The organism is Paraflavitalea pollutisoli (assembly GCF_029360705.1).
Lineage (GTDB): Bacteria > Bacteroidota > Bacteroidia > Chitinophagales > Chitinophagaceae > Paraflavitalea > Paraflavitalea pollutisoli.
On the sequence record NZ_JARKMX010000014.1, the window covers coordinates 432352 to 446420 of the forward strand.

Annotated in this window: 10 protein-coding genes; 1 reads left to right on the forward strand and 9 read right to left on the reverse strand. The window is 50.9% G+C overall.

Annotation, left to right across the window (positions count from 1 at the left end):
* Positions 1–5 precede the first annotated feature (5 nt).
* The 5 genes from P2W70_RS32330 to P2W70_RS32350 form a co-directional block, all read right to left on the reverse strand.
* Positions 6–3377 carry a SusC/RagA family TonB-linked outer membrane protein gene (locus P2W70_RS32330; protein WP_276485752.1) on the reverse strand — a complete coding sequence of 1124 codons (3372 nt, stop codon included), beginning with the start codon at positions 3375–3377 and terminating at the stop codon, positions 6–8.
* Positions 3378–3704: 327 nt separating this feature from the next.
* A complete protein-coding gene (locus P2W70_RS32335; RefSeq protein ID WP_276485753.1) occupies positions 3705–4898 on the reverse strand; it encodes a FecR family protein in 1194 nt (397 codons plus the stop codon).
* 93 nt (positions 4899–4991) lie between these two features.
* Positions 4992–5576 (reverse strand): sigma-70 family RNA polymerase sigma factor, encoded by a 585-nt coding sequence (locus tag P2W70_RS32340; RefSeq protein ID WP_276485754.1) that lies wholly within the window; start codon positions 5574–5576, stop codon positions 4992–4994.
* A gap of 173 nt (positions 5577–5749) precedes the next feature.
* A complete protein-coding gene (locus P2W70_RS32345) occupies positions 5750–6631 on the reverse strand; it encodes a hypothetical protein (protein WP_276485755.1) in 882 nt (293 codons plus the stop codon).
* A gap of 431 nt (positions 6632–7062) precedes the next feature.
* Positions 7063–7719, reverse strand: coding sequence for a protein-L-isoaspartate(D-aspartate) O-methyltransferase (locus P2W70_RS32350; protein WP_276485756.1), 657 nt, complete (start codon positions 7717–7719; stop codon positions 7063–7065).
* 283 nt (positions 7720–8002) lie between these two features.
* On the opposite strand from P2W70_RS32350, the gene P2W70_RS32355 reads away from it, so the two are divergent.
* Positions 8003–9049 (forward strand): sensor histidine kinase, encoded by a 1047-nt coding sequence (locus P2W70_RS32355; protein ID WP_276485757.1) that lies wholly within the window; start codon positions 8003–8005, stop codon positions 9047–9049.
* 88 nt (positions 9050–9137) lie between these two features.
* On the opposite strand, the gene P2W70_RS32360 is transcribed toward P2W70_RS32355, so the two are convergent.
* From P2W70_RS32360 to P2W70_RS32375, 4 genes are all read right to left on the reverse strand, one after another.
* On the reverse strand, positions 9138–10568 hold the full coding sequence (locus P2W70_RS32360; protein WP_276485758.1) for a glycoside hydrolase family 125 protein: 1431 nt from the start codon (positions 10566–10568) through the stop codon (positions 9138–9140).
* 216 nt (positions 10569–10784) lie between these two features.
* Entirely contained in the window at positions 10785–11114 is a 330-nt protein-coding gene (locus P2W70_RS32365) for a hypothetical protein (RefSeq protein ID WP_276485759.1), read from the reverse strand.
* A gap of 109 nt (positions 11115–11223) precedes the next feature.
* On the reverse strand, positions 11224–12633 hold the full coding sequence (locus P2W70_RS32370) for a serine hydrolase (protein ID WP_276485760.1): 1410 nt from the start codon (positions 12631–12633) through the stop codon (positions 11224–11226).
* 116 nt (positions 12634–12749) lie between these two features.
* Positions 12750–14051 carry a RagB/SusD family nutrient uptake outer membrane protein gene (locus P2W70_RS32375; RefSeq protein WP_276485761.1) on the reverse strand — a complete coding sequence of 434 codons (1302 nt, stop codon included), beginning with the start codon at positions 14049–14051 and terminating at the stop codon, positions 12750–12752.
* Positions 14052–14069 lie beyond the last annotated feature (18 nt).

Genomic DNA, 14069 nt, shown 5'->3' on the forward strand with positions numbered 1-14069 from the left:
ACTCCTTACAATTTAGTTTCGAAGCCCAACACCACACCACGCATGGAGGGTATGCCAGAATAGGACTGCACAATGGTGGGATCGCCCTTGTACCCTTTGCTGTTTTGCCATAAATTTTGTCCCTCTATATAAAAGCGGCAACTGCTTACGCCCCATTTGTTGAGTGTCTTCAATCCAAAGGGCGATATGGTGGCGCGGATATATTTTAACCGGTAGTAAGACATGTTCGCGAGCAAGGCCCGCGACTTTTTAACGTTCTCCACGCCTTGCTGCAAATCCGGCGTATTACCTACCCGCTGGAATTTCGACACATCGCCCGGCTGTCGCCACCGGTTGGCGAAAGCTGCCGGCAGGTTCATCTGTAACGATTTCTGCCATTTTCCCGGCGTATTGTTGATGTAGGCCATGTATAATTCCGGGTCTATACCCTGCTGCGTACAGGCATCGATGCAAAAATCCAGTTCGAACCAATCCCGCTTGATATTGCCCGTCCAGGCTGCAAAAAAGCTGGGGGTCAACGATCCTGCCACCACATTATCTTCGTCGCCTATTACGCCATCGCCATTCCGATCTACGTACTGAAAAACACCCGTGGCGGGATCCACTCCGCCGAACCCAGCCCCCTGCTGCACCGTGAGTGGCTGACCGACTATCAACGAACTACTATACAGGGAAGAATCGAGCCCCTTGAAATACTTCAGTTTGTTGCGATACCCTGATAGTACCAGCTGTGTGGAGAAACGGCGGTTCTTCTCCACCTTCGAGGTGTAGTTGATGGTGAACTCGGTACCCGCGTTTTCCACCCCCGCTTCGGCATTGTTGCCGCGCACCACGCCCAATCCTGATTGTGCGGCCACCGTTGTGCTCACCACCTGCCGTGAGGTGACATTGGAATAGTAAGCCCCCACCAACGATAAGCGATCCCAGAGCTCCAGCTCAATGGCCACTTCTTTCTTCCGGTTCAGTTCCGGCTTGGGATAAAAATCGGCCAGTCCATCAGGCTGCAGGGTGCCCGTACCGCCATAATTATCCTGCGAACCAGGCCGCCATACGCCAATTGTTTTGTAGAGTGCCGGGTGATTGCCCGATGTACCATAGCTGGTGCGCAACCTACCGTTGGTAATCCAGGAGTTGGGTGACCGTAAAAACTTTTCTTCCCCAAACAACCACACCAACCCGACGGCGCCGTACCCATAGGCCTTGGGCTTTGCCCCTATCCTACCGATCCCATCTACCCGCGTGGTGAGTTCGGCCACGTATTTGCCCCGCCATTCGCCGTGTATACGGCTGAAACCTGCCGCATACCGGTAATTGGTGCCTCCCTGTTCGGGTTTTATTTTACCGGCCGTGGCGGGCGTCGTGAGCGGTGTATTTTTGGGGTAATCCGAAGCGATGATCATTTCTGCCCGTTCTTTTTGGTCGAGGTAGGTGGCCCCCAGCAACAGGTTTATTTTGTATCGACGCTCGTTGTTGGCGATCCGGTATTCCAGCTGTGGTTCCAGGATGATGCTACTGAACCGGGTATTGGCAAAGTTCGCGGCCCCCAACTTCGCCTGGGCCGGATCATTGGCTTTTTCGGGAAAGATGGCTACTTCCTCCACCCGGGCATTGTGCAAGCCATATGATAAACGCCAGGTCGTTTGCGGCATTTCATAGGCTACCTGTCCTGACGCGAGTACACTGGCCATCGTCACGGTGTAGGTTTGTAGCAGCTTTGCCCAGGGATTAACGAACGCCACGTTGTTCTTTTTCCACTGCATTTGTCCGTTCTTATCATAAGGTTCCGGCGTATTGGGTGGCAGCCTGAAGTAGGGGGTGATGTCGGTAGCCGGCATGATATCGGTAGAAGTGCCGCCCACGATACTGGCGCCTATCTTCCATTTGGGAGCCGGGTTTGCCTGGAATCCGATTTGGGTAGTGACCTGGCTCGACGGCATATTGGCCGGAAAGATCGAGGAAGACTTGCGACCGCCGATGCCCATGTTGTAATTGAGCCTATTGTCGCCCCCATTGAGTTGCATATGAACACTATTCATGCGTGCCGTTTCACCCATTAATAACCGCGGCAGGTCAATGGAACGCGTAGTATCCCAGTATAGCTCCGGAAATTTAGCCGGGTCTTGTGTATTGCCTTGCATGGTATGGCGCATTGGCAGGTAGTGGGCCGTGCCCATCATGCTGGGCAGCGTGCTGGCCCTATACCAACCGGTGTTGTAGTTAAGGGTCAAGCGTGGTTTGCCATTCTTTCCTTTTTTGGTTGTTATCAGCATGGCGCCATGCGCGGCCAGTGATCCGTAAATAGCCGTCGCACTCGCGTCTTTCAATACTTCTATACTTTCTATATCCAGGTTATTCATTAACCCAAACAGGCTGAAACCACCTGCCATGACGCCACTACCATCGGGCATAAAACCAGGCCCCGTGAGCTTGCTGGACCATTTGGAGCGGGTAATAAAGGGGATACCATCTACGATGATCAGCGGGTCGTTGGCTGGCAACTCACTAGGCCCCTGGTCTTCACCAATTCGTGGGTTAAACCCTCTGACACTTAACCTGACGGCTGTGCGATACAATCCATTTAACGGAACGCCCGATACACCCGGCGCCCAATCTGATATGGAAGCGAATGCATTGTCGGGTCGAACTGGCGACAAATCATTTCCCCGTATTTTATCTACCGAACCGACGTTCGATTTCTTGATAGCGGATCCATAGGCTATGACGACGACTTCGTCCAGGGGTTTGTCATTTTCCTTCAAAGTGATCAGGGCTGTATCACCCTTGATCAACAGCACAGATCTTTCGTGGTATTTCTCTCCACTCACGCGCACTTCCAACAGAAAACCTTCCTGCTGTATCCTGAACCACCCCTTTTCATTCGTAAAAATGCCCGCTTGCTTTCCCGTCACGGTAACGTAACACCCGGGAATGGGTGCGCCGTCTTCGTCAATCACGTAGCCTACATATTGCGTCAAGGGCTTTGGAGGCAAGGGGATCACGGTTCTCTTACCCGGTTTCAACACGATAAAGTCTTCGTAGTAGGTTACATCCAATCCTTTACCCTGGAGAATTTCATCAAACAGTTCCCTTACTGTTATATTTTTAACATTGATAGAAATAATTCTTACATGGATAATGTCGGGTAAGGAATATCCAAACTGCCAGTTGGTTTGCTTCTTAATTTCGTTAATGACTTGTTCAAGCGTCGCATTTTCCAACTTGATGGATACGCGTGTACGCAAAATGAACTTGCCCACCGGCTGTTTTTGCCGCGGTTCAATACGTTGCGGAACTGCCTTTAGTACCACTGGCTGAGCGACCGTTCCTACAAACAAAAAGAGCATACAGACATACAAAATAAATCCCCGTGTCATCATTGTGCTGTTGTTTTAACACTTTCAAAATCGGGTTTTGGAAAAAGGCAATAGCTACTTGCGCCTGGCTTTGCAGCCAGGTCATGTTATTGCCAGGGCTTGACATGGGCTCAAGCCAATACACTACTTATACAACGGCTCAGGGCTTGGAAGGGGTTTAATGGTCAGAAAAAGGAAAACAAGATTTACTGGAAGTTGATCCTTGAGATCTGTAACAGGTCTTAACGTGGAAAATTGGATGCTGAACGCCGGCCAGGACGGCTTGGGCGCATCAGAACGTAACCGGTGGGATAAGGTTCAATGGATTCCGCGATGCTATTTCAATGCTTTTTACTTACTGATATGTACTTCGTTGCCATCAATGTTGTAATGAAATGCGCCTGCCATTTCCAGGATCGTGAGTGGCTTGGTAATTTCTTCTGTTTTATCAATGCGGCCAATGATGTACTTTTTGTTTTCAATTTCTTCGCCGTACGTCACCTTCACTTCGTACCACCGCTCGAGCCGCCGGATAATCTCCGACAGTCTTTTATTGTTAAACACAAAATAGCCGTTCTTCCAGGCGATGGCTTCCACAGTATCTGCCTCTTTGTCTATCCGTAACCTTGATTTGGCGATGGTCGCTGCCTGTCCCGGATAGAGTATGGCCGTATCTGTTGGCGTACTAAGCTGTATAGAGCCTTCTACCAGGGTTGCCAGCAGGTCTTCGTTGCTATAGGCAGATACATTGAAACGCGTTCCCAGTACCTGGATGCTATTACCGTTAATATGAACGACAAAAGGTCGTTGCTGGTCTTTGGCCACTTCAAAATAAGCTTCTCCTTTCAGTTGCACTTCCCGTTTGCCTTTCGAAAACAAGACCGGGTAACTAAGTTCGGAGTCAGCATTCAACCATACTTGCGTACCATCTTCCAACGCTACTTTGTATTCGCCACCTATTGGCGTGGTAATCTTGTTGGTTCGGTACTCCTCGCCTGCATAACCAGTTGGCCTTCGGTATTGTAGTTCTCCGTGCCCGGCAAAGTACAACACTACTGCTCCTTCCTGCATGGAACGTTCTTCTCCGGCTGGCATCAACCCCACTGTTTTTCCATCAGACAACAACAAGGTCGCTTTTTTGAAGCCCTGTTGTTTGTCGACTAGCACCACCTGTTCCTTCACAACGGGTTGGTTACTATGGACGATCCAAAGCCACCCCACTCCTAACACTATTGGTGCCAATACAGCCGCCACCAATGCCCGGAATTTATAGCTTTTGTATACCGGTTGGATATCGACAGTCGACAGCGCCGTTGCTGGTATTGATTGGGTCAGCCATCGTTCCTTAAACTGTTCATAGCCAGGAACCTGCCGGCTTATCCCGATATACTCGCTGAACGCTGCGCTGCTCATTAATTTGCCGCCTCTGCTGGCTATTTCACGGCGCAGGAGCTCTTGTAACTCTTCTTGCTGTGGCGTAAGCGGTAACTGAAGCATGATCCGGGCGCAAAGCTCCGCGATCTTATCATCGTTAAGGTTTGTCATGCGTTAATGGTATTACTACAATCAATACAAAACCCGTCTGCATCTTAACAAGATCCTTCATTTGTTTTTCATTTTTACCCCTTTCCGCGGTATTCATTGCGCGATCAATAAGATACTTACCAGCCATTGTGCCCATTCCGGGTATCTGTTCCTTATTTTCGTCAGCGCTCTCGACTTAATCGTATATACGGACTGCAGGGTGATGTTGAGCTCTGCCGCTATTTCTTCCGAATCTTTGCTTTCCAGCAGGAACTTTTCCAATATGATGCGCTCCGTACCTACGGCCGATCCAATCAGCTTTCTGATGATCTCTTCCATTTCAATCGTTTCGTAAAAAGCCAGTCCACTCTCCTGCTTCCAGTCATCCGGTGGTGTTGCCCAGTCAAGGTTTGTAATAGCTCTCCTCTTTTGTCGCATCAACTGTTTGAAACAACCATTTCTTACTGCCACGTATAAGTATTTCGCCACTTCCTCTTCTGATGGGAATGGCTGTTGACCATCCATGCGCATGGTACTGGCCAATGCATTCAGTACGATGTCCGTTCTTTCTTCCCGGTCGTTGACCCATTTCGCGGCATACGCGAAATACTTCGTAATATGGTTTTCATAGAATGTTGCCCAAAAAAGGTCTCTGCTTTTATCGGCCGGAGATGGAGATCCGGCTTCGCGAAACTGCATAGGCATATCATTTATCATCGACTGTTGCCAGGCAACCGTGGACTTTGCCTTCGTTTGTTCATACATCCAATATCCTTCCCCACTTTTTCACAACGAATAGCCAAATACGATCAACCATTGTCAACAGCCAACATATTATTGAATTAATATTCCCGACGTTTTGTTCGTGCCCGTTACTGGCAACTATCCACCGTCCGCTCGATTTCTTCAAAGGAAATAAAGGCTCTTCGCGTAAAATTTCTCGTACCCGACTGCAACAAGGTATAGGTCACCTGCGGACTTTTATGCAGGATGACCAGGTAGTTCTTATACAGGTACATGGAATCCCGGGCATTTAACTGATATCCATCGCCCGCCTTGTAGGTATACATGTCGTTATTGAATTCGACAGACCTGTTTTGCGCGCGAAACGATATGGCAGCCATGGTATCAGCCGCTGTCGCCTTCTCTATTTCATGCAGCGACCGGAAATTTAGTGCCTGGTAATGGTAACAGCAGTGCCTGAACCGGTAATCGAGCAACACCGAGTCCTTCAGTATTTCCTCCAATAGCTGATTGGACAGTTGATAGTTTTTGTATTCACGCAGCACCAGCGCAATGATCAGGTTGCCGAACAATTCCGTTTTTCTGGCCACCGTAACACGAATGGAGTCTACCGCTGGTATTACTATTTTGTGTTGCAATGAATCAGCCGACCCGGCTTGGTACAAAAAAATGTATCCCGCCAGGGATGAATCTATCGTACGGTAACTGCCGCAGGCGTATAGTCCTTTGGTAAAATGTCCAGCCAGGAAGTGGTCTTTGATGCTTTTGCTGTCTTTGCTGTCGAAATTCAGCGAGTCGTTGGCCGCGATGATCTTTACGATATTGGCCGCTTCATAACCCGACAGGTGGGCGGCCACTTGCATGCGGATGCGTTGTGCTATCTGTCTATCCTCATTATCACCTTTAAAGTTGTTGATGGTGATGGCTGCCTCTGGCCGTGGGCAGCAAGTAGTGACAATGCTATCCCAATTCACCACTACCCCCATGGCTATGGTTGCAACTATCGTCAACAAGACCAGGCGCCATTTTGCTTTTTTACGAACCGGGGCAGGAAATTGACTAATAACGCCATTTATTTTTTGGCGCCGGAGTTTGTGCCAACAAAACTGCGCTGCAAACAACCAGGAAAGGCCAATAATCAGTATCCAGCCACGCTTGTTGCCTATGAATTGTTGTACAACAGTTGATAATGTTAGAAAACCTGCCAGCACTGGTGTGGAGATACCAATGACAGCCTGAAATATTTTAAACGATTTCGGTACCTGAGGTTCGGACGGGACTGGCATTACAATCTTTTATCGACTACAATAGTGTTACCAATTGTATAAAGACGCTTTTATGCCCGACCTCAACCAGGGATACCAGAAAACTTTTAAGGAAAAGTAATTCCGTGTTTAGATAGTTACCCTTGAGACTTATCCGTTATGGGTATTTTTACGTGCTATAAATTTTTCCCCTCCAACATGGGTACAAAAGAGAAGTTTTCAAAGACTTCTTCGTGTGTACTGCCGTCGGCCAGTTTGGTGAGGCGCAACATGCGTTGCACATTGCCTTCCCCTACCGGGATCACCATTTTGCCGCCGACCTTCATTTGCTGTACCAGTTTGGGAGGAATAAACGGCGCGGCAGCGGTAATAATGACCTTATCAAAAGGGCCATAGGTGGGAAGCCCTTCAAAACCGTCGCCATAGAAGTATTTAATATTGGGGTACTTGCTGCGTAACACGAACTTTCGGTGTTCATCAAACAACTGCTTCTGCCGCTCGATGGTGTACACCATCGCCTGCAGTTCACCCAGCACAATCGCCTGGTAGCCGCTGCCGGTACCTATTTCCAACACCTTCTCGCGTGGTTTGATGTCGAGTAATTGAGATTGATAAGCGACCGTATAGGGTTGAGAGATGGTTTGGTCGGCGGTGATCGGAAAGGCCCGATCTTCATACGCGATCTTGTCAAAAGCCGAATCCATGAAATAATGGCGGGGGATAGCACCTATCGCCGCCAGCACCCGCTCATCGGTAATGTTCTTTTCCTTCAACAACTTCACCAACTGTGCCCGCATTCCTTTGTGCCGGTATGTATCTTCGAAAGTTCTCATAAACGCGACAAAGATAGGTCAAAAGCGACTGAAGATCAACCTAGTGGATAAATCAGTCTACCTCACCAACTTATCAACAAGACTTGGATCGCATTGTCCAGCTCCTTATCCCTACCGGCTGCTGTTGATAATTGTCAGCGAGACAAGTACGCAAACTGACCTAAGGGTTAGCACCATATTAAAATCTACACGAAAACCCTTAGCCCAAATACTAGGGATTGCAGACTGCCCGTTAATGCCCCTTGATCGCAACCCTGTTCGTAAACCCTAACTGACCCAACCCATGCACCCCATCTACGATAAACTGTCGCGGATAGGCTTTCTGTCGCGCAGTTACACCTTCAAATTCCTATTCATCGCCTTTCTGGGCATTCACGTGCCGCTGATCGGACTGCTGGTATTTGTGTTACTCGCCACCGGCATCATCAGCACCGGCGCCATCTTGCTCATCACGCTGATCTTAACCCTGGCGGCTACTGCAGCCACGCTGCTGACGCTGAACGGGCTGCTTGCTCCCCTCCGCCAAAGCCAGCGCACCCTGCAGGAGTTTCTCAACGACCAGGAGCTGCCCCAGCTGCCTACCCATTACCATGACGAGGCCGGCCAACTCATGCAACATATTCAGCTCACGCTGACCGAACTCAACAATGTACTGGAGGAAAAGAAAGACCTGACTGCCCTGCTCTCCCATGACCTGCGTACGCCTTTGCGCAATGTGCAGACCTATGCCGGCATGATCCAGGACCAGGCCCTCAGCCCCGATGAGATCAAAGAATTTGCTGAAGCCATTACCGAATCGGCCCGCGAGCAGCAACAGATCTTAGAGAATATTCTGGAGATACTGCGGATGGACTACCTGTTCCAGGATGGCAACCGGCGCGAAGCCACGCCCCTGCAGCCCCTCATCGAAGAAGTGATGCAAACTATGGGACCACTTGCCAGCCACAAACAGATACGCCTGTCGACCCAGCTAAATTTTACCGGCGATGTGCAGGTGCATAGCGACCTATTTAAGCAGGTATTGAAGAATCTCGTGAGCAATGCCATCAAATTCTCGCACGCGGGCTCTGAAGTCTCCATGCTTATCCAACGCCAGCAGCATCAAACCATCATTGAAGTGACCGATAAAGGCATTGGTTTCGATGCCGACACGGCGGAGCAGCTATTTGACCGGTTTACTCGAAGTGGCCGTCGGGGCACGGCGGGCGAGCCCAGCACCGGTTTGGGCCTGTACCTGAGCCGTAAGATCATCCGTCACCAGCAAGGCGACCTGCAGGCTTATAGTGCCGACACGGGCAAAGGTGCCACCTTTACCATCAGTCTGAATTAGTTTTTTATTACCTCCTACACCCATAAAAAAAACCTTGCGTTGACAGCGTGGGCTGGTCGCAAGGTTCACCTATTTTCTGTCGCAACGATTATCCCAATAAGGTTGGTTGCGTTTTATACGTCTTCCATAAGAATTCGCCAAAGAGGGTGTTGGCCCAGGCGAACCATTTACGGGTGAAGTTTTTAGGATCGTTTTTATGAAATGCTTCGTGCATGAAACCGGTATCGCCGTGCGTTTGCTGCAGCATAGCGATACAGGCTTTGATCTCTGCCGGGTCTTTGCTGGTGAGACCACGCATGGTGATGGCCATGGGCCAGATCATATCCTGCCCCACGTGCGGTCCACCGATGCCTTCGCCGGCCGTGCCTTTGAAGAAGAAAGGATTCTCGCTGCTCAATACGAGCTTACGGGTATTGCGGTAGATAGGGTCCGTTTCTTTGATGGCGCCAAGGTATGGCAGGGCCAGCAGGCTGGGTACGTTGGCATCGTCCATCAGGTTGTAACTGCCGAAGCCATTCACTTCATACGCATACACCTTCCCAAAAGTCTTGTGTTCTACGACGGCGTATTGCTGCAGTGCTTTTTCTACCTCGTCGGCCAGGGCCTTGCACTCGCCGGCTGTCTTTGTGTCCTTTGCAATGGTGGTCAGCATCTCGGCCGCCTGGCGTAAGCTTACTACGGCAAAGAAGTTGGACGGAATCAGGAAGGAAAATACCGTGGCATCGTCACTGGGGCGAAAGGCCGAGCAAATCAGTCCCACGGGCTTTACCGGATAACCATAACCGCTCATGGGCAGGGTATCGGTCGCGAATGGCGTGGTACGCTGGAACTTGTATTTGCCATTGCCGGTTTTGCGCTGCTGGTCGCGGAAAGTATCGTAGATGGCTTTGATGGCCAATTGCCATTGTGCATCGAAGGGCGCCGTATCGCCGGTCGTTTTCCAATAATGATATCCTAGACGGATGGGGTAACACAGGGAGTCGATCTCCCATTTGCGTTCGTGCACGCCGGGCTTCATATCAGTGTGGTCTTTGGTCCACTCGCCACGCTTTTCGGGATCGTTGTAAAAGGCGTTAGCAAAAGGATCTTTCAGGATACAGGCCGTTTGGTGGTTGATGACGCCCGCGATGAGGTCTTTCAAAGGCTTGTCTTCTTTCACGAACTGCAGGTAAGGCCATACCTGGGCGCTGGAATCGCGGAGCCACATGGCATCGATATCGCCCGTGATGACATACGTATCGGGTCGCCCCCCTTTGGTAGTATGATACACCGTGGTGTCGAGGGTATTGGGAAAACAATTCTCAAACAACCAGGTGAGCTCGGGGTTCTTGACGGAGGCTTTGAATTCGGTGATGGCTTTTTCGACCGCCGCGCTGGTGAAATGACGTTTATCGGCGGGCGTGCGCACGACCGGAAATTGATCGGCCGTACCTGGTGTGATCGCCCAGGAAGCCATGGGGGCGGTAAACAAGGCGGCCCCTGCGAGGCCTGATTGCTGGAGGAAGGTTCTACGTTTCATAACTGCAAGTAATTGATGGTAAATACCGGCTCATGGCCGAACTATACCGTTTTAGCTACTAAGATAGGGAAAAAAGGGAAAAGGCAGCGAGGCATCAAGGCAACGAGGCAACTGAGGAATACAGGCGAAAAGGCAGCAAGGCAAAGAGGGACAGGCAGCGAGGCAGAAAGGCAGCCAGGCAACTGAGGAATACCGGCAAAAAGGACTCGGGGCAGGTTACCAAAGGAAAAATGCAGCGGCCATGAGCAGCGCAGCCACGACGATCAGGAGGTAGCTACGCCGAAAAGGCAACTGGGGCTTAGGGGCTTGTTTCGCCGTTCTACTTGCCGGAGTATGCTCCACCGCTGTATGTAATTCTCCCCGCTCATCGACATAGGTAATTGATCTGTGCTGGTGAGCAGCCTGCTGGTAGACTTCGTACAACAGATCGTGCAGTTTAACTTCCTGCTTGCTGGTTTGCAGCAGGTTCATGAATTCGCTAAACTCCTGTTGGGAACAGGAGCCTTCCATAAACTTATTGAATAGTAATTCGATCCTGGCAGTCATCGTTTCCTTTCGGCTGCTTATCAGAATGGGTATTCATCGCATGCCTTACCTGGCTTCTTTAACGCGTGTAATATTATTTTATTATGTTTTGTGCCCGATGAGCACACCCCTACTCTTTTAGTTTTTTTATCTGTTCGGCCGCATTGCTGTTGGAGGGATCGAGTTGCAGCGATCGTTGGTAGTTTTGAATGGCCGCTGCTTTATCGCCTTTCACGGCATATGCTTCCCCCAGGCTATCCCAGGTGTTGGCCGAGTTGGGAAAATCGAGGGTGTTTTGTTTGAATACGATGAGGGCGTCATCGACCTTCTTCTTGCGCAACAGGAGGTATCCGATACTATTCATATCACTTTCACTGATCTTGTATTCGGGATGCTGTGCTGCTTCCGCAATGAAACGCTCGATGGTTTTGGCAGCTCCCTGGGCTTCGATGGCCTCGTAAAATAGTTTCCTGGTGGGATTGTACGCGGGATAATCGAGCCACGCTACGGCAGGGTGTGTGCTGTGCAAGGCATCTTTAAGCAGGTTGTCGGCAATCGTAATACCGTTGTAACTATTGGTGAAGTACACGATCCCGTCTTTGGTATCGAGGTTGGCAGTCATAAAGCATTTGCTATCGCCCTGATCGCCCCAGTGCCAAAAGAACTTTCCCTGGGCGGTGTTTTCCAATCCAACACCCAGTCCCCAGGCTACTTCGGCAAACTTGTTGGCGTCGACTTTTATCTGTGGGGTGAACATGGCTGTATGCATCTTTGCGCTGAGGCCTGTGCCATTCAGCAAAGCGACCATGAAGGTGGCGTAGTCCCTGGCCGTTGTGCGGACACTGGCGGCTGCATTGGCACCTTTGTATTCCGCACGGAACGACATATTGCCCAACCAATCGTGCCGGTAGGCCCCTCGCGTCTGATAGCTATCGAGCCAAGTAAAGCTGGTTTGCTGCATGCCCAGCGGCGTGAATACGACCTGTTTGCTGTACGTTTCCAGTGGCTGGCCGGTGAGCTTTTCCATGACCCTGGCGAGAAATACAAATCCTTCCCCGGAATAACTGAACTTTTCACCCGGCGTAAAATTGATGGGCAGTTTGCCCCCTTCCTGCGCCCGCCAGTTGGGAAAACCGGCCGAATGTGATAATACGCGGCGTGCCGTGACGAGGCGTAAGCGTGGATCGTCGCCCACGTCGTAGTTATTGTCCAGATATGTACTGAGCGGCGTATCCAGGTTCAACCTGCCCTGGTCGACCAACTGTATGGCCATATAGGCGGTGACGACCTTGCTGAGCGAGGCTGCTTCGAAGATGGTGGAATCCGTTACGGGTTGCCTGGTAGCCGCATTGCTGACCCCATAATGGCGTACCCACACGAGTGTGCCATTGCTGATGTAGGCGGCAGACAAGCCGGGTATATCGTGGCTGGTGATGAGTTCGGGAATGTCTTTTTCCAGTTTGGCGATGGTGGCCTTGGGCGACTGGGCGCAGGCGGCGGCAGTCAGGATCACCAATATGGCGGAGAAAAGGGTGCGCATGGGCGGTGTTTTTTGTATAGACGTAAAAATTACGGCAAATGTTACACGTAAAAAAGCCCGGACAGGCCCGGGCTTTTTTACGTGATATCCTCAAAAGGTTGCTTTGTGGCAGCCTATTAATTCGCGGGATCGGGCGGGGTATTGCCGTTGTTGTCGCGCTCCACAAATGGGTAGGGCATGTAGTTGCGTTTGCGTTCGGCCAATGGTCGCTCGAGCCGTCGTTGATCGGCCAGGCGAAGGCCCGACAGGTACAGTTCTATCGCCCGGTTGCGGTAGATCTGCTCCAGCAAGGCCGCTTGTGTAACCGCCCCGGCATAAGGAGGTAAATCGGCCCCTACACCAAAGGGATCCTCTGCTGGTTTCTTAACGAGGATGGCGTTGAGGAAGGTAATGGCATCGGGCAACCTGTTTTGCCGGGCGGCGACTTCCGCCTTGATCAGTGTCATTTCGCCAGGCAGGTAGACCGGCCAGGCGGTGCCGGCGGCGGCTCCAAAACCATTGATGCGGTATCGCTGCGCGGAAGCCGGATTGATCGCAATGTAAAACGGTACCCGCTTATCCGTTAATACCGGCTCCAGGGCTTTGGGCAATCCCATGGTAGAGTCGATGGGCTGATAGACATTGTTGGTGGAGGTGGCCGTTTCCCAGATGGGGTTGAGGGTCACCGCATCGAAGTTGAAGGTGGATTTCACGGTCAGGCCTACCGCGTTGGCGGCCGTGAGCGCCACAGGAAGATTACCTGCCTGTAGGGCAAACCTGGCTTTCAATGCCTGCAACGAGTTGACAATGTCTATGCCTGCCGGAATATTGGCCAGAAACTGCGCACTGATGGGATTGGCAGTATGCACATTCAGTGCATTGTCGAGTACAGCCACCGCCTTGTTAAAACCTGCTGCACTGCTGATGAACGTTACATTGGTACCGATCGTATCGGGTATATTGTCCCAGTTGCTGGCCAGGTTACCCAGGGCGAGGGCCTTGAAGAGGCTGGCGTACGCGATGAGCCCGCTGGCGTAATTCTTATCGGTGAGGTTGGGCGCATTGCGGAGCACGTTGTTGGCATCAAAGATGACCTTGTTGCTGTTGGTCCAGAGACCAGCCAGGATGGTATTGGTACCATCGACAGAGGTACCGCCCAGGAATAACTGGTATTCGGCGGTATTACCCTGGTTAATGATGTTGAGCTGCCTGGTCACGAAACCATCTGTGGTGACCTGATTGTATAGCGAGCTCGCACGGGTAGTGGTGTAGGCCCTTTGCAACCCTATCGCGACGCCGGTCAATCCGCGTGGCGTGGTGAGGGCATCATCGACCGGCACTTTGCTGGGTTCTATATAGTTCTTTTTGCAACCGGCAGCCGTGATAAGCGCAAGGCCAAGTAGCAGGGCGTTGGTATATTGTCTATGTTTGGCATTCATACAAATAGCTTTTTTTGT

Excerpts from the sequence above, each read along its gene's own strand:
- P2W70_RS32360 (WP_276485758.1), bottom strand. The coding sequence starts at position 10,568 with ATGAAACGTAGAACCTTCCTCCAGCAATCAGGCCTCGCAGGGGCCGCC.
- P2W70_RS32365 (WP_276485759.1), bottom strand. The coding sequence starts at position 11,114 with ATGACTGCCAGGATCGAATTACTATTCAATAAGTTTATGGAAGGCTCC.
- P2W70_RS32370 (WP_276485760.1), bottom strand. The coding sequence starts at position 12,633 with ATGCGCACCCTTTTCTCCGCCATATTGGTGATCCTGACTGCCGCCGCC.
- P2W70_RS32350 (WP_276485756.1), bottom strand. The coding sequence starts at position 7,719 with ATGAGAACTTTCGAAGATACATACCGGCACAAAGGAATGCGGGCACAG.
- P2W70_RS32335 (WP_276485753.1), bottom strand. The coding sequence starts at position 4,898 with ATGACAAACCTTAACGATGATAAGATCGCGGAGCTTTGCGCCCGGATC.
- P2W70_RS32330 (WP_276485752.1), bottom strand. The coding sequence starts at position 3,377 with ATGATGACACGGGGATTTATTTTGTATGTCTGTATGCTCTTTTTGTTT.
- P2W70_RS32355 (WP_276485757.1), top strand. The coding sequence starts at position 8,003 with ATGCACCCCATCTACGATAAACTGTCGCGGATAGGCTTTCTGTCGCGC.
- P2W70_RS32375 (WP_276485761.1), bottom strand. The coding sequence starts at position 14,051 with ATGAATGCCAAACATAGACAATATACCAACGCCCTGCTACTTGGCCTT.
- P2W70_RS32340 (WP_276485754.1), bottom strand. The coding sequence starts at position 5,576 with ATGCAGTTTCGCGAAGCCGGATCTCCATCTCCGGCCGATAAAAGCAGA.